The following is a 19,805-nucleotide window of genomic DNA, read 5'->3' on the forward strand; positions in this document are numbered from 1 at the left end:
GCGCCCCTCCTTCACAGCACCCGGCGGCGGATCAGGACCCCCAGCGCCACCAGCCCAGGGAGCAGCGGAAGCCATACGGTGAGCAGCCGGTAGCCGAGAACCGTCGAGGCCGCCGCGCCGCCCGGCGCTCCGGCGAGGGTGAGGGCCAGCGCGAGGGCGGCGTCCAGGGAGCCGAGGCCGCCCGGGGTGGGCAGCAGGACGGCGGCGCTGCTCGCGGCGAGGTAGGCGAGGGCCACCCGCCCGGGGGACAGCGGCAGGTCGATGGCCTGCGCGACGGCGATGACGACGGTGGCGTGCAGCGCGGCGAAGGCGAGCGAGCCGCCCCACAGCGCGGCGGCCCGCGCCGGGACTTCGTGCACGGCGCGGACGTCCAGCAGTACGGAACGCAGCGCGCGCCGCAGCGGCCGGGCCAGGAGGACCGCGGCGACGGCGGCCACCACGCCAGCCGTCGTCCAGGCGGTCACGGTCCAGGCGTTCGCCGTCAGCCGGGGAATGCGAAGGGCGCCGGGGCAGGCCAGGGCGAGGCCGCCGATCAGACAGCCGCGCACGACGGTTCCGGCGCAGGCCTTGACCGCGAGCGCGGTCGCGGACCGGGCGACGGGCAGTCCGCAGCGGGTCAGGAAGCGCAGATTGACGGCGCCCGCGCCGAGTCCCGAGGGCAGTACGTGGTTGGCCGAGGCGGCCGCGAACTGCACCGCCACCAGTCGGCCGGCGGGCAGCGGCTCGGTCACCGCGCCCTGCTGGGCGAGGGCCGAGCACGCCCAGGTCGCCAGGGTGGCGACGGTCGCCACCAGGAGCCAGCCGCGGTCGGCGTGGGTGAGACGGCCGGCTCCCGCCTCGATCACCGGCCAGTGCCGGTGGGCGAGAAATCCGGCGCACAGCAGCACGAGCAGCGAAAGCCCGGCATGCCACCCCATCCGCCCGTCCCCTGCGGCCAGCCGCCTGCCGACGGTCATCCATCTGCCGTCGGCCGTCATGGGCGAAGACGGCCCGCTTGGTCCCGGCACGGGCTCGGGCGACGACGCCCCCTGGCCGTCGGTCGTCGGTCCCGCGACGGGGCCGAAGCCGGCCACGGACACCGGCGCTCGGCCGGGCAGAGCGCTCCCGGCCTGTCCTCGCGTCGGAGGGCCCACCGGTTCGCCGCCGGGAGACCGGCTGGGGCCGGCCGCTCGACCGCCGCGGGCCGCGGGCCCGCTGTGCGCCGGCGAGGGCGTCTCCGGCGGAAGGGTCACGGCGTACGGCTCCCCGCTCCTGGGGAGACGTAGACGTCCAGGTCACCGGCGCGATGGGGTGCCCAGGTGCGGGCGTACGCGGGCGGCCTGCCCCCCGGAGCGGTGACGACGGCGACCGGCGTGCGCCGGGCGGAACGCGCGATGCTCTCCGTGGTGGCGTTGGCGTTGTGGCCGCCGATCGCCAGGGAGGAACAGCCGGTGTAGAAGGCGATGGGGACGGACTGAGTGCCGGTCAGCGCGCAGGGCGGCCGGACACCGAGCCGGTGCAGTTCCGCCGCCGTCACCGACCAGCCGTGGTGGCTGTCGGTGGTGCGCCGCACCGCGGCCTCCAGGACCGCGAACTGCACGGCCAGATGTCCGGCCAGACCGACGGCCACGAGGGTCACGATCACCGGCCGTCGGCGGGGGCTCGCGTCGGTGACCAGGTGCACGAGCGCGTCCGCGACGGGGATCGCGACGAGCGCGTAGAGGGGCAGCAGGAAGCGCGGGGCCGCGTATCCGATCATGAAGAGGTACGGGATTGCGGCTGTCGTGGCGCAGGCCAGGAGCAGCAGAGTGGGGGCCGTGCGGCGGGCCCTGAAGGCGATCACCAGGCCGAGGACGGCGATCAGCGGCAGGACGAACCACCAGGCCATCACCACGGGGTTCGGCATTCCGCCGGTGCACGGCCGGCACAGCACGCGTCCGCCCAGGCTGCGCATCTGGTCGCCGACGGCGATGTTCCAGCCGAGGCCGCCCTGGATGCGCGAACCGTCGGAGAGCCGTTGCCCCAGGCCGCCGTAACTGACGTAGGCCTCGATGATCCACTCGGCCGCCCCGGCCAGCAGGCCCCCGACGAGCGCGAGGAGCGGCCGGATCCGCCGCCACCCGGGGACGCCCACGGCGAGGACGAGGGGCGGCAGGGTCACCCAGACCGCGTCCGGGGGCCGCATCCACGCCATCAGGGCGGCGCTCAGCCCGATCCCCCACAGTGCCGCCCGGTCACGGCCGCCGTCGTGTGCCCGCAGAAAACACCCGACGCAGACCAGGGCGCCGATCGCGACCCAGTAGTTGGGCATGGCCTGCGGACCGTAGAAGAGGGTCACCCACAGCGTGGCGAACAGGGCGCCCCCCAGGGCGAGGACCCGCACGGGGAAGAGCCCGCGCCAGACGCGCAGGGCCACGAACAGGCCGAGTCCGGACAGCAGGGCGAGGTAGACGCGCAGCAGGACGGTGGACGACGACCAGGAGGCTATCGGCGCCACGAGCAGCGAGACACCGCGGGCCCGTGGCGCGCTGAAGAAGGCCGCGGGGGCATGCGGGGAGACCTGGCTGACGTAGACCGTCTCGTCCCAGCCGAGACCCATCCCGGGGTGCACGATGATCAGTTGGGCGAGCGTGAAGGCGGCCGCGACCAGGGCGAGCAGGCCCAGGTCAGAAGGGAACCGGGACACGCGGGCCGCTCCGTCCGGCGGTTTGGGCCGCCGGGCGCCGATGAGCGGGACGTTCAGGGTCTTGGCCATCGTCCACCCTTCAGCCCTACACGCTGTAGGGTTTCTTCACCCTACAAGACGTAGGGTGAAGGCGGGAGCCAGGGGAATCATGGACAAACTACCGCCCACCGGAAGAAGGCGCCGAACGGGACGGGCATTCGAGGAAGTACCGGGGGGCGGTATGCGACCCCCCACGCCCGGGGGCGTGCGCCCCGGGCGTGGGCACCCTTTCCGGCTCCCCTACGCGCTGTAAGGTGACGGGCATGGCTGGGACAGGTCCCCACGGACGGGTGGAACGGCGCAGCGCGGGCGAACTGGAGAGTGAAGTCCTCGCCGCCCTGTGGGCCACCGACGACGCGCTGACACCCGCCGAGATCCAGGCCGAGATCGGCGGTGGACTCGCCTACAACACGGTGCACACCATCCTCAAACGCCTGTACGACAAGGGCCTTGTGCTCCGTGACGTTGACGGCCGGCGCGGCGCGTACCGGCCCGCCAAGAACGCGGCACAGCTGACCGCCGAGGCCATGCACGAGGCGCTCGACCGCGGGCCCGACCCGATCGCGGCCCTCCAGCAGTTCGTCACCGGGCTCAGCCGCCAGGAGGAGGAAGCCCTGCGCGACCTCCTCGGAGGGACCGGGCCATGAGGATCGACGTCTACGTTCCGCTCGTACTGGCGCTGTTCCTCACCGGAATCGCCCCGGGGGTCGGCAGGCGGGTGTCGCCGGCCCTGGCGGCCCGGGTCCTCACGGCGGCCGCCGTGCTGACCGCGGCCGCCTCGACCTGGGCGCTGCTGCTGCTCGGGGCGACCCTGATCGACCAGGCGCCGTCGGTGATCGCCGAGGCCGGTGAGGAGGGCCGGGCGCTGCCCGAGCCCGTCCCGGAGGCCGTCGCCGTCCTGGCGGTGGCCGCCCTCGCCGTGATCGCCCACCGGCTCCTTCGTGTCGTACGAGCGCGCGTCGCGACCCGCCGGGTCCTCCTCAGGCTCTGCGAGGGTCACCCGCCGGACAGCGAACTCGTGGTCGCCGCCTCGCCGACCCCGCACGCCTTCGCCATCCCCGGCAAGCCGGGCCGGATCCTGGTCACGGCCGCGATGCTCGGGGCGCTGGAACCCGCCGAACGGCGCGTCCTGCTCGCGCACGAGCGCGCCCATCTCACCCACCGGCACGCGGGGTTGTCGACCGCCGTCGCCCTGGCCGCGGCGGCGAACCCGCTGCTCGTGCCCGTCCGTGACACCGTCGCCTTCCTGTTGGAGCGCTGGGCCGACGAGGAGGCCGCGAGCAGCGTCGGGGACCGGCACACGACCGCCCGCGCCCTGGCCCGTGCCGCCCTGGTGTCCCAGCGTGCCCGACCGGGATGCGCCCTGCACTTCTCCGAACACGCCGTCACCCGCCGGATCGCGGCCCTGCAGACCGCTCCGCCGCCCGTCATGCGGTCCGTCGGCGCGGCCGTTCTCGCGCTCGGCGCGCTGCCCGCGCTGGGCGCGGCCGACGCCACGGGCGATCTGCTGCGACTGCTGGGCGAGACGCTGCCCTAGGGGTAGGAGACCGGGCCACCGCTCGCGGCTCCCACTGTCTGTACGGTCGCGCTCATGACACCTTCCGAGACGGCTCATAACGACCCCTCGCGCTCCGGGCGGGTGCGGTTCGCGACGTTCAACGTGCTGCACGGCCGGCCGATGGCGGACGGCAGGCCCGTTTCGGTCCCGGCCGGGAGCGGCCCCGAGGCGCCGTTCGTCCGGGCCGTCGTATCACTGGACGCGGACGTGCTGGCGCTTCAGGAGCTGGACCGGCTGCAGGAACGTTCGGGCGGGGTGGACCAGGCGTCGGCCGCCGCCGCTGGGTCCGGGGCACCGTACTGGCGCTACGCCTCCGCGTTCCACGGCGTCGCGAAGGCGGCCGGCGGCTGGGTCCCGGAGCCGTCCGAACCGGGGCTGCGGGTGTACGGCCCGGGCGACGTGGGGGACGGTGTCCCCTCGCACGGCATCGCGCTGCTGTCCCGGCTGCCCGTACGGCACTGGAGGGCCCGGCGGCTGTCGCCGGCACCGGTCCCCATGCCGCTGCGGACGCCCGGACGCCGTGGACTCACCGCCTCCAGGGACCAGCCACGGGCGGCGCTGGCCGCCGTCCTGGAGGGGAGCCGCGGGCCGTTCACCGTGGTGGCCCTGCACCTGTCGTTCGTGCCCGGCTGGAACATCCGCCAGTTGCTCACCGTCCGCGCCTGGATCGCCGATCTGCCCCGGCCCCAGGTGCTCCTCGGCGACTTCAACCTGCCCGGCGCGCTTCCGCGGGCGGTCCTCGCCGCGCCCGGGCCGTTCCGCGGCAGCGGGCTCCAGTGGACCCGGCGAACCCGGCGAACCCGGCGAAACCGGCGGGGAGACACCCCGCCGCCGCGCGGCTGGCGGGATCTGGCCCGTACGCCCACCTACCCGGCACACCGGCCGCTCGTCCAGTTGGACCATGTACTGGCCATCGGACTCTCCGCGGGCGCGGCCGGTGCCGCCCACACCCCGAACACCGCGATCTCGGACCACCGGCCGCTGGCGCTCGAACTGCCCTTGTAACCGACCCCACGACCGCGCGGCGAACGGCCGGCCCGGGCCCACAGTTGGCCCGGCGCCCGGCGCCCGGCTGGCATGGCCCCCAGCTGGCATGGCCCCCGGCTGACCCGGCGGCGCGACTGGCGGGGGGCGGCACGACTGACAGGGGCGGCATGCTGACCGGGTCGGACCGCTGATCGAGCCCGCGGCCGACCCGACAGCGCGACCGATCGGAGCGCACGACCGCCCGGCGAACGGCCGGCCCGGGCCCACGCCTGGCCCGGCGGCACGGCCCACGGCCGGCACGGGCAGCACGCCGACCGGGTCGGACGGCTGATCCGGCGCACGGCCGACCCGACGGCGCGACCGATCGAGGCGCACCGCTGACCTGGCCGCATGGCTGATCCTGCGCACGACCGGCGGGGGCGGCACGACCGACCCGGGCCCCACGGCCGCCCGGCGAACGGCCGGCCCGGGCCCACGCCTGGCCCGGCGGCTCGACTGACCGGGCCACACGGCTGATCCGGCGCACGGCCGACCCGACAGCGCGACCGATCGGAGCCCACCGCTGACCTGGCCGCATGGCTGATCCTGCGCACGACCGGCGGGGGCGGCACGACCGACCCGGGCCGCGCAGCCGACCGGGCCCGCACGGCCCACCGTCGGCACCCGCACCCGCGCCTCGACGGCTCTCGGCCGCCCGGGGCGCTCAGTCGGCTCGGCCCGGATTGCGGCCCGTCAGCGCAGGTGGCCGGTGAACGCTTCGTACGCGCGTTCGTCGAAGAGTACGAAGCGGACCTCCTCGACGTCGGTCTTCGCGGCCCGGACGGTCTCCACCGCGATGCGTGCCGCGTCGTCCATCGGCCAGCCGTAGATGCCCGCGGAGACGGCGGGGAAGGCGACGGTACGGGCGCCGAGCTCGTCGGCGACCCGCAGCGACTCCCGGTAGCAGGAGGCCAGCAGCTCCGACCGGTCGTCCCCAGGTGCATAGCGAGGCCCGACGGTGTGGATCACCCAGCGGGCATCGAGGTCACCCGCGGTGGTGGCGACCGCCTGGCCGGTCGGCAGTCCCTTGCCGTAGTGGCCGGCGCGCAGCCTGCGGCAGTCGGCGAGGATCGCCGGGCCGCCGCGGCGGTGGATGGCCCCGTCGACGCCTCCGCCGCCGAGCAGCGAGGAGTTCGCCGCGTTGACGACGGCGTCGACGCTCTGCCGTGTGATGTCGCCCAGCACCAGCGTGATCGTGGTCATGACTCCCTCAGCCTTCGCCAGACGGCTTTCGCCGCGTTGTGCCCCGACATGCCGTGCACTCCGGGACCGGGCGGGGTGGCCGAGGAGCACAGGAAGACGGCGGGATGCGGGGTGCTGTACGGGAAGACGGACAGCTTGGGGCGGAGCATGAGCTGGAGTCCGGAGGCGGCGCCGCAGGCGATGTCGCCGCCCACGTAGTTGGCGTTGCGGGCCGCGAGTTCGGGCGGTCCGGCGGTCGCGCGGGCCAGTACGCGGTCCCGGAAGCCCGGCGCGAACCGCTCCAGCTGGCGCTCGATGGCGTCGGTGAGGTCGCCGGTCCAGCCGTTCGGGACATGGCCGTACGCCCAGAAGACCTGCTTGCCCTCGGGTGCCCGGGACGGGTCCATGACGCTCGGCTGCACGGTGATCAGGAACGGCGCGTGGGGTGCCCGGCCCTCCCGCGAGGCGGCCCGCAGCGCGGTACCGATCTCCGCTCTGCTCGCCCCGACCTGCACCGTCCCGGCGACGCGGGCCTTCTCGGCGGTCCAGGGCACGGGCCCGTCCAGCGCGTAGTCGATCTTGAAGGCGGCAGCCCCGTACCGGTAGCCCTCGTAGTACCGCCCGAACCCCGCGATGCGGGCCAGCGCCTGGGGAGACGTGTCGAAGACGTACGCGCGCGCGGGCGGCAGATCGTCGAGGCGCTTGACCTCGTAGTCGGTGTGGACGGTGCCACCGAGGTCCTTGAGATACGCGGTGATGGCGTCCGAAATGGACTGGGAGCCGCCGCGTGCCACGGGCCAGCCCCGGGCGTGCGCGGCCAGCGCGAAGACCAGGCCGACGGCGCCCGTGCCGACGCCCTCCAGCGGCGCGATGACGTGCGCGACCAGACCGGCGAACAGGGCTTTGGCCCGCTCGTCGCGGAAGCGGCGCATCAGCCAGGTCGACGGCGGCAGCCCGGCCAGACCGAAACGGGCGAGGGTGACCGGGTCCCGCGGCAGTGCGGTCAGCGGCAACGACATGAAGTCGTGCGCAAGGGTGTCCCACTTGCTCAGGAACGGCGCGACGAGCCTGCGGTACGCGCCCGCGTCGCGCGGCCCGAAGGATGCCGCCGTCTCGGCCACCGACCGCGAGAGCACCGCCGCCGAGCCGTCCGGGAACGGGTGCGCCATGGGCAGCTCGGCGTGCAGCCACTCCAGGCCGTACCGCTCCAGGGGCATCGCCCGGAAGGCGGGCGAGTTGACGCCCAGCGGATGCGCCGCCGCACACGGGTCGTGCCGGAAACCGGGCAGGGTCAGCTCTTCGGTGCGCGCTCCCCCGCCCACCGTGTCCCGGGCCTCGAACACGGCCACGGAGAAGCCCCGGCGGGCCAGCTCCACGGCAGCCGTCAGTCCGTTCGGCCCCGCACCCACCACGACGGTATCGAGCATCGACGGCACCTTCGGACTCCTTTGTCAGCCGACGGCCACTGAGGATCAGGATATGCCGGAGGACTGACAGCCTTGACGGCCCGGGGTGTTGGAAGGAAACGCCCCGGAACCGAGTGCCGCCGCCAGGCGGACCGTGTGGCGCCGCCGGACGGACCGTTGGCCCCCGCCCGACGGGAACCGGAGCCCTGGCCGTTCCCGGAGCCCTCGCCGGCCCCGGAGCCCCGCTCAGGCCCCGGAGCCCCGCTCAGGCCCCGGCAGCCACCTGCTGTTCGGTCCGGGCCGTCAGCAGGCCCGTCACCCGGCGGGCCGTGGCCTCGTCCCGGGCCGCCGTGAACGGCAGCGCGTTGCCCCCCGTCACTCGGAACGGCTCGCCACCGAGCGTCAGATGAGCACCGCCCGCCTCCTCGACCAGGAGCAGCCCCGCCGCGTGATCCCAGGCCGCCTCCCAACTGAATGCGGTGGCGTCCAACTCGCCGCGGGCGATGGCCAGATATTCCAGCCCTGCCGAGCCGCACGGGCGCGGGACGACCCCTTCGACCCGCAGTCCGAGCAGCGCGCGCTTCTGCTCGTCCGTGGTGTAGTCCGGGTGGGAGGTCGCGATGTCGAGATCACGGCCGGGCTCGGGCGAACCGGAGCGCAGCGGTATGCCGTCGAGCACGGCTCCCCGGCCCCGGATCGCGGTGGCGAACTCGTCACGGGCGGGCGCGTACGTCCACGAGGCGTGCACCACGCCGTCCAGCACGAGCGCGACCAGCGTGCAGAACCCTGAGTCCCCGTGCACGAACTGCCGGGTGCCGTCGACGGGGTCGACGATCCAGACGGGCGCCGTGCCGCGGATCGCCTCGTAGCTCGCGGGGTCGGCGTGCACCGCCTCCTCGCCGACGACCACCGAGCCGGGCAGCAGGACGGTGAGGACCTCGGTGAGGTACTTCTCGGCCAGCCGGTCGGCGTCCGTCACGAGGTCGTGCGGGCCGGACTTCTGGTCGATCTCGTGCGCCGCGAGCTGCCGGAAGCGGGGCATGATCTCTGCGGCGGCGGCCTCGCGGATGGCGTGTTCCACGTCGGACGCGCGGTGTGCGAGAAACTCGTCGATGGTTTCGATGTCTTCGATCATGGCTCCATGACAGCACGCGCCACTGACAATCCCCACCCCTCCGGGGTACTCAGGGTGGAATCACCATGAATTCCCGGGGCTGACGATCACTCCCGCCGACCGGCGGTAACCGCCACCGACCTGCGATCACCGGCGCCCGGCCCGAGATCACCGACGCCCGGCCCGCCAGCACGCGCATCGGCCCGTCGGCACGCCCGTCGGCCGCCTCACGTCCGACCGCGCCTCACCGTCCGACCGCGTACCCCTGCATCCCGCGCGGATTGGCTCCCGCCGACAGGACACCCGTCGCGGGATTCCGGGCCACCGCGCACAGCCGGCCCTCGGACCAGGACTCGGCGACCGTGACGTCATGGCCCCGGCGGCGCAGTTCCTCGACGACCGCCTCGTCCGTGCGGGACTCGACGGTGAGACTGCCCGGACGCATACCGCGCGGATAGAAGGAGCCGGGGAAGCTGTCGTTGTGCCAGTTCGGGGCGTCGATCGCGCCCTGGAGGTCGAGTCCGCCGCGCACGGGCGGGCGCAGCGCCACGGACAGGAAGAAGTGCGTCTGCCACTGGTCCTGCTGGTCGCCGCCGGGGGTGCCGAACGCCATGACCGGCACGCCGTCGCGCAGGGCCAGGGAGGGCGTCAGCGTGGTGCGCGGCCGGCGGCCCGGGGTCAGGGAGTTGGGCAGTCCCTCCTCCAGCCAGGCCATCTGGAGCCGGGTGCCGAGCGGGAAGCCCAGTTCGGGGACGACCGGGTTGGACTGGAGCCAGCCGCCGCTGGGGGTGGCGGCGACCATGTTGCCCCAGCGGTCGACGACGTCCAGGTGGCAGGTGTCGCCCCGGGTGCCGCCGTCCGCTGCCACCTCGGGTTCCGCGGCCGCGCGGGCCATGGTGGGCTCACCGGCGCCCGGCACCGCGAGCGCGTCGAAGCCGGGCTCCCCGGCGGCCACCACGCGCGCGTGCCCGCTGAGCCGCGGATCACGGCCGCCGGGACTGCCGGGACGCAGCTCGTACGACGCCTTGTCCCCGACGAGCTCCCGCCGGGTGGCGTTGTAGGACTCCGACAACAGCTCGCGAAGCGGCACCTCGGCCGCGTCGCCGTACCAGGCCTCCCGGTCGGCCATGGCGAGCTTGCAGCCCTCGACGAGCAGGTGGACGTACTCGGCGGAACCGTAGCGGGGCAGTTCGGGCGGGAGCAGCGCCAGTTGCTGGAGGAGGACCGGGCCCTGGCTCCAGGGGCCCGCCTTGCACAGGGTCCAGCCTTGCCAGTCGTACGTCGCCGGGGCCTCGTAGGTCGCGGACCAGCCGGCCAGGTCGGCGGCCGTGAGGGTGCCGGTGCGGCGCTCGCCGCTGGTGTCCATGGTGGGCCGGCGGGCTTGCCGGACCAGGGCCTCGGCGATGAAGCCGGAGCGCCATACTTCCCGCGCCGCGTCGATCTCGGCCTCCCGGTCCCCCGCTCCGGAGACCTCGTCGAGCAGCCGTCGCCAGGTCGCGGCGAGGGCCGGATTGCGGAACAGCTCGCCGGGGCGCGGGGACCTGCCGCCCGGCAGATACACCTCGGCCGACGAGGTCCACTCCGTCTCGAACAGCTCCCGTACGGCCTCCACGGTCTCGCCGACGCGCTCCACGGGCGCGTGCCCGTCCTCGGCGTACCCGATGGCGTACTTCAGGACGTCGGCGAGCGGCTTGGTGCCGTGGTCGCGGAGCAGCAGCATCCAGGCGTCGAACGCGCCCGGCACGGCGGCGGCGAGCGGGCCGGTGCCGGGTACGAGATCCAGACCGAGTCCCCTGTAGTGGGCGATCGTCGCTCCGGCGGGTGCGACACCCTGTCCGCACAGCACCCGTAGGGCACCGTCCGCCGGGGCGAGGATGATCGGGACCTCGCCGGCGGGCCCGTTGAGGTGGGGCTCGACGACGTGCAGGACGAAACCGGCCGCGACGGCGGCGTCGTACGCGTTGCCACCGTCCTCCAGGACGGCCATCGCGGACTGCGAGGCGAGCCAGTGCGTGGAGGACACCATGCCGAAGGTGCCCTGGAGGGTGGGTCGGGTCGTGAACTGCATCTGTCACCTCGGGGTTTGCGTTACGTCGGTCGGCGATCGAACATCAAGTGGGGCGTGGGGAGACTCTGGGGAACATGGGCGCGAGACCATTTCCTCCACTTCCTGCATGTAATCCCCGTTGGCCCCGCTGCGCCGGGCAGTCGCCGGCCGATACAGGCTCCCATCGGTTCATGCGCCCCAATCCCCGCCGCCACTGCAACGCATCACGGACGGCTTCTGCCTTCCCCCCCTCAGCCGGGCCGCCTGGCGCCCCTCCTGGACATCTTGGAGCGGGCCGGAAGTTGCGCACGTCGCCCGAGCTGCCGTACGTGACCGACTTGGGCTGGGACAGTGCGTTGTACTGCGAGGTCAGCGTGATGCCGGTCGCCGCGTCGGTGTCGGATTTCAGCCGTCCATCGGTGTCGTAGGTGTAGCTGCTGGTGCCGGAGGCGTCGGTGCGGGTGAGCGGGGATTCGTCGGCGTTGTAGGTGAAGGACGAACTGCCCGCCTGGCCGGAGGTGGTGAGGACGTCGCCGAGGGCGTTGGTGTCGTAGTACTCCGAGGTGCTGCCGACCGCGGAGGCCACCGGACGACCGTTCAGTGAGTGTGTGAAGTGGCGGTCGGCTGTGGTGGCGTCGGCGCCTGTGCCGGTCTGTGCGGTGAGGTCGTCGAGGGCGTCGTCGCGCAGGTCGTAGCTGTAGGTCGTGGTGTCGCCGGTGGTGCAGGCGACGGTGTGGGTGCGGCCCAGTCCGTCGTAGGCGTACGTGGCAGTGACGCCGCTGATGGAAGTCGTGCTCGCGACGCGGCCCGCGGTGTCGTAGGCGGTGTCGGTCTCCTGCTTCGTCTGGGCGCTGGTGGAGGTGTACGCGTACGCCCAGGTGCTGCTGTCGCGGCCCAGGTCGTCGTAGGTGTGGTGGGTGACGGCGCCGTAGGGCGAGGTCTCGGTCAGGCGGTTGCCGGCCAGGTCGTAGGCGTAGGCGTACGTGCCGCGCGTGTCGGTCCCGTTGATCGATATGGCCGGGTCGGTCTGCTGGACCAGGTCGCCCGACTGGTCGTAGGTGTTGTCGGTTTCGCCCTTGGCGTCGGTCTCGCTGAGGACGTCGCCCGCTGCGTCCCCGGGGAGGCTCCGGGGAATTCGAGCGGCACAAGCCCGCACCCTGCCGAAAGGCGCCGAAAGGCGCTGAAAGGCGCGTTTCCGCAGGTCCTGGACTCGACGGGTAACAAAGGACCAGGCCGGCGACCCGGTCACGGAACGTTCAGGACGCGGGCGCCCAGGCCGTCGTCCCCAGGGTGTTGTCCGGGCCGATGTCGAGGAAGGCGGGCAGCCGCAGGATGACCGCGTCCTGCCCCTTCTGCGGTGCGACGCGCAGATACGTGCCGTACTGGGCCGCCATCCGCCAGTAGAGGACGGCCCGTGCGCTGTCGCCCGGGTGGAGCGTGAAGGGCTCCGGGCCGGGGTCGGCGGGCGCCATGGGCACCTTGTCCGTCCCCACCACGCTGTGCACGCCCGTGATCGGGGCGCCCTCCCCGTCCAGGACATGGGTGACGGCCGGGTGGCCGTTCACCTTGTAGGGCCGCTTGCCGCAGTCGGTGAGGGTCAGGGTCATACCGCGCAGGCCCATGGCCGCGTCGACGGGTCCGGCGTCGAGGCGCAGGCCGGAGGGCGGGCAGCCACGGTCCTGTTGCAGCGGCAGGGCTTTCGGCGCCCCGGGCACCACGATGACGAGAGGATCGCCGGTGGAGGTCCCGGCCGCGTGCGGGGCGTGGGCGGCGTCGGTCCCGACAACGCTCGGGACCGGGTCCGGGGCGGAGGTCCGTCCGGGGTCACGCTCACGGTCGATCTCGGCGGACAGGCCGCAGCCGCTGGTGGCCGTGGCGACCAGGCAGGCGAGGACGACCGGGCGGATCCACTTCGTACGGAGACCGACGGCCGGGAGCGTACGGCCACCGCGCGGAGGCACGGCGACGGTGGGGGCGCCGGACCGCCTCGGAAGCTCGACGACGACGGGGGCGCCGGCCCGTCCCGGGCTTGCCGCGATCACGGGCCGATCATGGCACGAACGCTCGGCGGAGGACGTCACCCGGCCTGCCCTCGTGCCGTCACCAGGCCCGACTCATAGGCGAAGACCACGAGTTGAGCCCGGTCGCGGGCGGCCAGCTTCGTCATCGCGCGGCTGATGTGGGTCTTGGCCGTCAGGGGGCTGATGACCATGTGCGCGGCGATCTCCTCGTTGCTGAGGCCGCGTGCGGCGAGCGCGGTGACCTCGCGTTCGCGGCGGGTGAGGCCTTCGAGGCCCGGCGCCGTGGCCCGGTCGGGAGGACGGGCCACGAACTCCCCGATGAGGGTGCGGGTCACCGAAGGCGACAGCAACGCCTCTCCGTGGGCGACGACTTCGATGGCCTGGAGCAGTTCGGCGGGCTCGGTGTCCTTGAGCAGGAATCCGCTCGCCCCGGCCCGCAGCGCCTCGAAGACGTATTCGTCCAGGCCGTAGTTGGTGAGGATGACGACCCGGACTCCGGCGAGCTGCGGGTCGGCGGCGATCCGACGGGTGGCCTCGATGCCCGTCATCACGGGCATCTGCACGTCGACCAGGGCGACATCCGGCAGTTCGGTACGGACCAGGGCGAGCCCCTGGGCCCCGTCGGCCGCCTCGCCCACCACCTCGATGCCCTCCTCCGCGTCCAGCAGGGCACGGAATCCCGCGCGCATGAGTGCCTGGTCGTCGACGAGGGCGACCCTGATCGGGCGGCCCTCCCCGTTCGGCGCGCCCGGATCGATCATCGCGCCTCCTCCAGTGCTTCCAGGGGCAGTTCGGCCCGGACCGAGAAGCCGCCCTCCGCGCGCGGGGCGGCCCGCAGGGTGCCGCCGAGTGCGGTGACGCGTTCACGCATGCCGGTGAGGCCGACGCCCGGGATGGGCGGCCGGGACTGCCGGGCCACGCCGTCGTCATGCACGCCGATCGTCAACTCGTCCGGGGAGTAACCGAGTTCGACCGTCACCTTGGCGGGGCCCGCGTGCCGGGCGGCGTTGGTCAGGGCCTCCTGGACGATGCGGTACGCGGCGCGGTCCACGGTCGCCACGAGCGGGCGCTCCTCGCCGGTCACCCGCAGATCCACGGCGAGCCCCGCGGCACGGGCCCGCTCCACCAGCAGCGCCGGTGTGCCGGTCGGCTCGTCGGTGCGCAACACCTCCAGTGTGGCGCGCAGTTCGCGCATCGCCTCGCCACCGGCCTCCTGGATGGCGAGGAGCGCGGGCGGCACCTCCTCGCCGCGCTTGCGGGCCAGATGGACGGCGACTCCCGCCTGGAGCTTGACGATCGAGATGCTGTGTGTGAGCGAGTCGTGCAACTCGCGGGCGATGCGCAGGCGTTCCTCGCCTGCCCGGCGCAACGCCACTTCCTCCCGGGTCCGTTCGGCCTCCAGGGCGCGCTGTTCGGTCTGACGGAGATAGGCCTGCCAGTTGCGGTCGGCGAGGCCCGTGACCAGGGCGCACAGGAACCAGCCGGCCAGCAGCAGCGTCCGCTCCACCGCTTCCCGCGTCCCCGGTCCGGTCGCCACGAACCCGGCCAGGTACACGGCACTCGCGAGCGCCGCGACTCCCCGGTGGCCTGCTCTGGCCGCCGTGTGCACCGCGCCCAGGACGGGGAGGGCGGACAGGGTGCCGGGGTGGGCGTGCACGACGTACCCCGTCGTGGTGGCGGTGGTGATCGCCAGGACGGCGCGCGGGGCGCTGCGGTAGGCCGCCAGTGCCAGCGAACCTACGGTGATCAGGGTGTAGTCGAGGGGGGTCGCGCCGTCGCCGAACGCGGCCGCGGTCACCACGAGGGCGCCGACCACGACCGCGAGGGCCGCGTCGGCCGGACGCCCGCGGACGACCTGGTCGAGCTGCATGTACGGCACTCTATGCGGGCGTGCCGGCCACCGCGTCAGACCTGTGGACGGATGTCCGGCTACTCCCGCCGGAGTAGTCGGCGCCGGGCACCGGGCCGACCGGGGCAGCCAGGATCACCCTCGCCCGTACGACGCCCGCGACGCCTCCCCCGGGCCATCGTGGACCGCGGCCGCCGTTCGCCCGGCAACCATCCGGTCCCCTCAGGAGGCACCCATGGCCCTGTCCCTCGCCACCCCTTTCAGGTACACCGCCCCGCCCGCGCGGAAGTCCGCCACCGGGGTGACCGCCGACGTCTACGCCCAGCTCGCCTCGGACTTCGGCATGGAGCGTCCGGCCACCTTCGTCGTCCTTTCGTCCGCACCCGAACTCCTCGCCGCCACCTGGGCGTTGATGCGGGAGTCGCTGATCGCGGGCGAGGGCGACCGGACCGGGAAGGAACTCGCGGCGCTCGGCGTGTCGTTGGCCAACCGGTGCCCCTTCTGCGTGGACGCGCACACGATGCTGCTGCACGCGACGGGGGACCACTCCCTCGCCGAGGCGATCGCGCGCGGAGAGACACCGTCCGACGAGGGGCAGGCGCGCGTGCTGGCCTGGGGCCGGGCCAGCCGGACGCCCGGGACACCGGAGTTGACGCCGTATCCGTTCCCCGCCGCGCACGCCTCCGCGTACATCGGCACCATGCTCACCTTCCACTTCATCAACCGGATCGCGTCGGCGCTGTTGACCGAGAGCCTCCTTCCGGGCCATGCGCAGCGGTTCCGGGCGGTGCGGAGTCTGGGCGGCCGGTCGCTGGCCAGGACGGTGCGCCGGCGGCCCGTCCCGGGTGCGGGTCTCACGCTGCTCGACGCCCCGGGGCCCGGTCCCGGCTGGGCGCGGGGCAGTACCGTCGGCCCCGCCTACGCGGCCCTTCGCGACGCCGCCACCGCGGGCGGAGCGCTGCTCGACGAGGCGGACCGTGCCCTCGTACGGGAAACGCTGCAGGGGTGGGACGGCGCGCATCCGTCGCTCGCGTGGGAGGGTCTCCCGGACCGTTCGCGCCCCGGCGCGCGACTGGCTCTGCTGGCCGCCCTCGCCCCGTACCGCGTCACGGACGAGGACGTGGCGGCCTGGCGCACACCTGATCATTCCGACGGCTGCATGGTGCGTCTCGTGGCCTACGGCGCGTTCGCGGCCGTCGACCGCGTCGAGCGGGCCCTCCCGGTCCGGACCGCGAAGCGGTAGTCGTGATCGCGATGCGACGGGACACGGAGAGTGAAGCGATCAGCAGGTCGAACAAAACAGACATCTTGCCACAGCATCAGCCAATCGGCGCCAAGGTGAGTCACTGTCATGACACGGGCATGAAACCTGTTGGCCCTTTCGCACCACAGCGTCTCGTGTGACACTGGCGTCCCGTCCGCAGTGCGGACCATCTCCGCACCATCCCCCACGAGAAGTGCGCTTTGGGTTCTCTTCCTCTGCCGCTCGCGCTCGCCGCGCGCCTGTTGCCGGTCGCTCTGCTCGCCTCCGCGGGCTGGGCCCTGGCCGCCGGCCCGTCCGCAGCGACCCCCAACGCCGAGGACACATCTACGCAGAAGCAGACATCCGGCTCGGCGTCGACTCCGTCGGCCTCAGCTGCCGTCAAGACGTTCGCCGCGTCGCCCGCCCCGTGCAGCGGCATCCAGGTCGCGACGATCAAGTCCCTGGTCCCCGGCGCCAAGACGGCCGGCCAGGAGATCGCGTCGACCGACAAGGCGCTGCGCCGCACCTGCTCGTGGAACGCGCTGAAGGGCTTCGACTACCGCTGGCTCGACGTCTCCTACGAGATCAAGGATTCGAACGCCGCCGCGGCGAAGGCCTACAAGGAGCGGGTGGCCGACAAGAGCGGCGGCGGGGCGGTGCCAGGGGTCGGTGACTCCGCGTACTCCGTGGTGAACCTCACCACCGAGGACAAGCAGCAGACCCGCGAGGGAGTGGTGATCGTCCAGGCGTCCAACGCGCTGGTGGTCGTCACCTACAACGGCAGCGACTTCGAGACCAAGAAGGCGCCCGGCACCGAAGAGATCAACAAGGGTGCCATCAAGGCGGCCAAGGACGCGACGGCGGCGCTGAAGGCCGGCCAGTAGACCTCACTGCGGCAATGAAGGCCGGCCGGTAGAGCCGGAGGACGGCCAGAAGAACTGGCCGTCCTCCGGTCGCCGCGGTCAGACCGTGGTTCTGTCCTTTCCGCGCAGCAGCATCAGGACCAGGTACAGCGCCATCGACGTGCCGAGGCCGACCGCCCATCCGTAGTCGGCGAGCGACTTCAGCGCCGGGATCGGCCGCCCGTCGATCAGCGGGTGGAAGTCCGCGCCGCCGACGGCCAGGACACCGCCCGTGACGAAGGCGGCCACGGCCCGCCAGTTCCAGCCGCCGTCGTACCAGTAGCGGCCGCCCGTGCGGTACAGATCCGCGAGGTCGAGCTTGGTGCGGCGCAGGATCCAGTAGTCGGCGATGAGGATGCCGGCGACCGTCCCGAGCAGACCGCCGACCAGGCCGAGCCAGGTGAAGATGTAACCCTGCGGGTCGGAGTACAGCTTCCACGGGAAGATCAGCACGCCGAGGACACAGGTGACGAGCGCGCCGGTACGGAAGTTGATCTTCCTGGGCGCGATGTTGGAGAAGTCGAAGGCCGGGGAGACCAGGTTGGCCGCGATGTTCACGGACAGTGTCGCGATCAGCACGGTGACCAGCGCGAAGATGATGCCGGCGACGTTGTCCGTCTTCGCGGCGAGCTGGACCGGGTCCCAGATGGCCGTGCCGTACACCGCCTGCGAGCCCGAGGTGACCATGACGGACAGGAAGGCGAAGAGCGTCATCGTGGTGGGAAGGCCGAGAGCCTGCCCCCAGGTCTGCGCCTTCTGGCTTTTGCCGTAGCGGGTGAAGTCGGGGATGTTCAGCGACAGGGTGGACCAGAAGCCGATCATGCCCATCAGGGAGGGCCAGAAGAGCTTCCAGAAGTCGGCGCCCCAGCCGAGCTTCGACGGCTGGTCGAGCAGCGGCCCGAAGCCGCCGGCCTTGCTGCTCATCCACCAGAGCATCACGCCGGCGCCGACGAGCACGAAGGGCGCGGCCCAGTTCTCGAACCGGCGGATGGTGTCCATGCCCCGGTAGATGATGGCTACTTGGAGCGCCCAGAAGATCGCGAACGACAGCCACATGGTCCAGGCGTGGCCACCGACCTGTGAGGCGTTGCGCCAGCCGTCGCCGAAGAGCTTGCCCGCGAGGAAGTAGATCGCCTCGCCGCCGATCCAGGTCTGGATGCCGAACCAGCCGCACGCCACCAACGCCCGTACGACAGCGGGGAGGTTGGCCCCGCGGACCCCGAAGGAGGCGCGGGCGAAGACCGGGAAGGGGATGCCGTACTTCGGTCCCGCGTGCCCGGTGAGCAGCATCGGGACGAGCACGATCAGGTTGGCGAGGGCGATGGTGAGGACGGCCTGCTTCCAGTCCATGCCGACGGCTATCAGGCCCGAAGCCAGCGTCCAGGAAGCGGTGTTGTGGGCCATGCCGACCCACAGGGCCGAGAAGTTGTACGTGGTCCAGGTGCGCTTCTCGACCGGAACCGGCAGCAGGTCGTCGTTGGCGTAGGGGCCGGTGGGCGCGGGAGCGTCGGGCGCGATCTCCACCCGGCCGTCGGGGAGCGTGACTTGTCCGGTGGGCGGGCTGTCCGGGGGGACGGTTTCTGTCATGAGCAGGCCAATCAATGAGGAGTGACGGGAAAGGCCGTGCGGGGACGGACTGCGGGGGGTGCGCGGGGAGCGCCCTGGTCCCCTTCCCGGGACGGCGGGAAGGGGAGAACGAGGGGTTGACCTTCGGTTACTGCCCGTTGATGCCGGGGATGACCCGCGTTCCGTACGCGTCGATGGTGGCCTCCTGGGCGTCGTGCATGTCGTAGACCGCGAACTGGTCGACGCCCAGCTCGCGCAGCGCGTTCAGCTTCTCGATGTGCCGCTCGGGCGTGCCGATCAGGCAGAACCGGTCGACGATCTCGTCGGGCACGAACGCCGTGTCGGGGTTGTCGGCCCGGCCGTGGTGGGAGTAGTCGTAGCCCTCACGGGCCTTGATGTATTCGGTGAGTTCGTCGGGCACGGCCGCCGAGTGCTCGCCGTACTTGGAGACCAGGTCGGCGACGTGGTTGCCGACCATGCCGCCGAACCACCGGCACTGCTCGCGGGCATGGGCGAGCGCCTCCGGCGAGTCGTCCTCGGTGACGTACGCGGGCGCGGCCACGCAGATCTTCACCTCGGCGGGGTCGCGCCCGGCCTCGGCCGCCGCGTCCTTCACGGCCTTGACCATGTATTCGGTGAGGTAGAGGTCGGCGAGCTGGAGGATGAAGCCGTCGGCCTCCTCGCCGGTCATCTTGAGGGCCTTCGGGCCGTACGCCGCCATCCAGACGGGCAGTTCGGCACCCGGCCTGACCCACGGGAATTTGATGACGGTGCCGCCGAGGTCGGCCTCGTCGCCGCGGCCGAGGGCGCGGATGACCTTCATCGCACCGCTTATCCGGGCGAGCGTGTTGGGCTTGCGTCCGGCGACGCGCATCGCCGAGTCGCCGCGCCCGATGCCGCACACCGTGCGGTTGCCGTACATGTCGTTGAGCGTCGCGAACGTGGAGGCGGTGACCTCCCAGGTGCGGGTGCCCGGGTTGGTGACCATCGGGCCGACCGTCAGTTTCTCGGTGTTGGCGAGAATCTGACTGTAGATCACAAAGGGTTCCTGCCAGAGCACGGCCGAGTCGAAGGTCCAGCCGTACGTGAAGCCGTTGGCCTCGGCCCGCTTCATCAGCTCGATGACACGGGAGGCCGGGGGGTCTGTCTGCAGGACGAGTCCGAAGTCCATTGGCGCCACTCCTGGT

17 protein-coding genes are annotated in these 19,805 nt (G+C 72.8%); 5 read left to right on the plus strand and 12 right to left on the minus strand.

Going from position 1 to position 19,805, the window contains the following annotated elements; translation table 11 throughout:
- Positions 1 to 11: 11 nt before the first annotated feature.
- Entirely contained in the window at positions 12 to 956 is a 945-nt protein-coding gene (locus tag ACIQRL_RS13610; protein WP_401331083.1) for a YbhN family protein, read from the minus strand.
- A gap of 272 nt (positions 957 to 1,228) precedes the next feature.
- Entirely contained in the window at positions 1,229 to 2,734 is a 1,506-nt protein-coding gene (locus tag ACIQRL_RS13615) for a hypothetical protein (RefSeq protein WP_401331085.1), read from the minus strand.
- Positions 2,735 to 2,967: 233 nt separating this feature from the next.
- Between ACIQRL_RS13615 and ACIQRL_RS13620 the strand changes: the two genes are divergently transcribed.
- Genes ACIQRL_RS13620 through ACIQRL_RS13630 form a run of 3 tightly spaced genes read left to right on the plus strand, consistent with a single transcriptional unit; the run spans position 2,968 to position 5,267 of the window.
- Positions 2,968 to 3,351, plus strand: a complete 384-nt coding sequence (locus tag ACIQRL_RS13620; protein WP_401331087.1) for a BlaI/MecI/CopY family transcriptional regulator — start codon at positions 2,968 to 2,970, stop codon at positions 3,349 to 3,351.
- Positions 3,348 to 4,241 (plus strand): M48 family metalloprotease, encoded by an 894-nt coding sequence (locus ACIQRL_RS13625; protein WP_401331089.1) that lies wholly within the window; start codon positions 3,348 to 3,350, stop codon positions 4,239 to 4,241. Before ACIQRL_RS13620 ends, ACIQRL_RS13625 begins: the two co-directional genes overlap by 4 nt.
- Positions 4,242 to 4,295: 54 nt before the next feature.
- Positions 4,296 to 5,267 carry an endonuclease/exonuclease/phosphatase family protein gene (locus ACIQRL_RS13630; protein ID WP_401331091.1) on the plus strand — a complete coding sequence of 324 codons (972 nt, stop codon included), beginning with the start codon at positions 4,296 to 4,298 and terminating at the stop codon, positions 5,265 to 5,267.
- A 714-nt stretch (positions 5,268 to 5,981) separates the two neighbouring features.
- Here the strand turns inward: ACIQRL_RS13630 and ACIQRL_RS13635 are convergent.
- From ACIQRL_RS13635 to ACIQRL_RS13670, 8 genes are all read right to left on the minus strand, one after another.
- Positions 5,982 to 6,491, minus strand: a complete 510-nt coding sequence (locus ACIQRL_RS13635; protein WP_401331093.1) for an O-acetyl-ADP-ribose deacetylase — start codon at positions 6,489 to 6,491, stop codon at positions 5,982 to 5,984.
- Positions 6,488 to 7,897 carry a phytoene desaturase family protein gene (locus tag ACIQRL_RS13640; RefSeq protein WP_401331095.1) on the minus strand — a complete coding sequence of 470 codons (1,410 nt, stop codon included), beginning with the start codon at positions 7,895 to 7,897 and terminating at the stop codon, positions 6,488 to 6,490. The genes ACIQRL_RS13635 and ACIQRL_RS13640 overlap by 4 nt, the downstream gene beginning before the upstream one ends.
- Before the next feature lie 244 nt (positions 7,898 to 8,141).
- Positions 8,142 to 9,011, minus strand: coding sequence for an inositol monophosphatase family protein (locus tag ACIQRL_RS13645; RefSeq protein ID WP_401331097.1), 870 nt, complete (start codon positions 9,009 to 9,011; stop codon positions 8,142 to 8,144).
- Positions 9,012 to 9,234: 223 nt separating this feature from the next.
- Entirely contained in the window at positions 9,235 to 11,058 is a 1,824-nt protein-coding gene (locus ACIQRL_RS13650; protein WP_401331099.1) for a gamma-glutamyltransferase family protein, read from the minus strand.
- Between the two features lie 43 nt (positions 11,059 to 11,101).
- Positions 11,102 to 12,193: a hypothetical protein gene (locus ACIQRL_RS13655; protein ID WP_401331101.1), complete on the minus strand. Its 1,092-nt coding sequence runs from the start codon at positions 12,191 to 12,193 to the stop codon at positions 11,102 to 11,104.
- 100 nt (positions 12,194 to 12,293) lie between these two features.
- Positions 12,294 to 13,079, minus strand: a complete 786-nt coding sequence (locus tag ACIQRL_RS13660) for a DUF4232 domain-containing protein (RefSeq protein ID WP_401331103.1) — start codon at positions 13,077 to 13,079, stop codon at positions 12,294 to 12,296.
- Between the two features lie 35 nt (positions 13,080 to 13,114).
- Complete coding sequence (locus ACIQRL_RS13665; RefSeq protein WP_401331105.1) at positions 13,115 to 13,819, minus strand: response regulator; 705 nt, start codon at positions 13,817 to 13,819, stop codon at positions 13,115 to 13,117.
- A complete protein-coding gene (locus ACIQRL_RS13670; protein ID WP_401331107.1) occupies positions 13,816 to 14,928 on the minus strand; it encodes a sensor histidine kinase in 1,113 nt (370 codons plus the stop codon). The genes ACIQRL_RS13665 and ACIQRL_RS13670 overlap by 4 nt, the downstream gene beginning before the upstream one ends.
- A gap of 214 nt (positions 14,929 to 15,142) precedes the next feature.
- Between ACIQRL_RS13670 and ACIQRL_RS13675 the strand changes: the two genes are divergently transcribed.
- Together ACIQRL_RS13675 and ACIQRL_RS13680 are read left to right on the plus strand one after the other, a co-directional pair.
- Positions 15,143 to 16,150 carry a carboxymuconolactone decarboxylase family protein gene (locus ACIQRL_RS13675; RefSeq protein WP_401331109.1) on the plus strand — a complete coding sequence of 336 codons (1,008 nt, stop codon included), beginning with the start codon at positions 15,143 to 15,145 and terminating at the stop codon, positions 16,148 to 16,150.
- A gap of 221 nt (positions 16,151 to 16,371) precedes the next feature.
- The gene (locus ACIQRL_RS13680) at positions 16,372 to 17,034 is read left to right on the plus strand and encodes a hypothetical protein (protein WP_401331111.1); all 663 of its coding nucleotides are present in this window, start codon (positions 16,372 to 16,374) and stop codon (positions 17,032 to 17,034) included.
- Positions 17,035 to 17,112: 78 nt separating this feature from the next.
- Here the strand turns inward: ACIQRL_RS13680 and ACIQRL_RS13685 are convergent, their stop codons facing one another.
- Complete coding sequence (locus ACIQRL_RS13685) at positions 17,113 to 18,639, minus strand: NCS1 family nucleobase:cation symporter-1 (protein ID WP_401331113.1); 1,527 nt, start codon at positions 18,637 to 18,639, stop codon at positions 17,113 to 17,115.
- A 127-nt stretch (positions 18,640 to 18,766) separates the two neighbouring features.
- The gene (locus ACIQRL_RS13690) at positions 18,767 to 19,789 is read right to left on the minus strand and encodes a TIGR03842 family LLM class F420-dependent oxidoreductase (protein ID WP_401331115.1); all 1,023 of its coding nucleotides are present in this window, start codon (positions 19,787 to 19,789) and stop codon (positions 18,767 to 18,769) included.
- Between the last annotated feature and the right edge of the window lie 16 nt (positions 19,790 to 19,805).

It is taken from the genome of Streptomyces sp. NPDC091209, assembly GCF_044757755.1.
GTDB lineage: Bacteria > Actinomycetota > Actinomycetes > Streptomycetales > Streptomycetaceae > Streptomyces.

What these genes read in the sequence shown, in the direction of transcription:
- ACIQRL_RS13610 (WP_401331083.1), bottom strand. Translation starts at nt 956, where the DNA reads ATGACCGTCGGCAGGCGGCTGGCCGCAGGGGACGGGCGGATGGGGTGG.
- ACIQRL_RS13615 (WP_401331085.1), bottom strand. Translation starts at nt 2,734, where the DNA reads ATGGCCAAGACCCTGAACGTCCCGCTCATCGGCGCCCGGCGGCCCAAA.
- ACIQRL_RS13620 (WP_401331087.1), top strand. Translation starts at nt 2,968, where the DNA reads ATGGCTGGGACAGGTCCCCACGGACGGGTGGAACGGCGCAGCGCGGGC.
- ACIQRL_RS13625 (WP_401331089.1), top strand. Translation starts at nt 3,348, where the DNA reads ATGAGGATCGACGTCTACGTTCCGCTCGTACTGGCGCTGTTCCTCACC.
- ACIQRL_RS13630 (WP_401331091.1), top strand. Translation starts at nt 4,296, where the DNA reads ATGACACCTTCCGAGACGGCTCATAACGACCCCTCGCGCTCCGGGCGG.
- ACIQRL_RS13635 (WP_401331093.1), bottom strand. Translation starts at nt 6,491, where the DNA reads ATGACCACGATCACGCTGGTGCTGGGCGACATCACACGGCAGAGCGTC.
- ACIQRL_RS13640 (WP_401331095.1), bottom strand. Translation starts at nt 7,897, where the DNA reads ATGCTCGATACCGTCGTGGTGGGTGCGGGGCCGAACGGACTGACGGCT.
- ACIQRL_RS13645 (WP_401331097.1), bottom strand. Translation starts at nt 9,011, where the DNA reads ATGATCGAAGACATCGAAACCATCGACGAGTTTCTCGCACACCGCGCG.
- ACIQRL_RS13650 (WP_401331099.1), bottom strand. Translation starts at nt 11,058, where the DNA reads ATGCAGTTCACGACCCGACCCACCCTCCAGGGCACCTTCGGCATGGTG.
- ACIQRL_RS13665 (WP_401331105.1), bottom strand. Translation starts at nt 13,819, where the DNA reads ATGATCGATCCGGGCGCGCCGAACGGGGAGGGCCGCCCGATCAGGGTC.
- ACIQRL_RS13670 (WP_401331107.1), bottom strand. Translation starts at nt 14,928, where the DNA reads ATGCAGCTCGACCAGGTCGTCCGCGGGCGTCCGGCCGACGCGGCCCTC.
- ACIQRL_RS13675 (WP_401331109.1), top strand. Translation starts at nt 15,143, where the DNA reads ATGGCCCTGTCCCTCGCCACCCCTTTCAGGTACACCGCCCCGCCCGCG.
- ACIQRL_RS13685 (WP_401331113.1), bottom strand. Translation starts at nt 18,639, where the DNA reads ATGACAGAAACCGTCCCCCCGGACAGCCCGCCCACCGGACAAGTCACG.
- ACIQRL_RS13690 (WP_401331115.1), bottom strand. Translation starts at nt 19,789, where the DNA reads ATGGACTTCGGACTCGTCCTGCAGACAGACCCCCCGGCCTCCCGTGTC.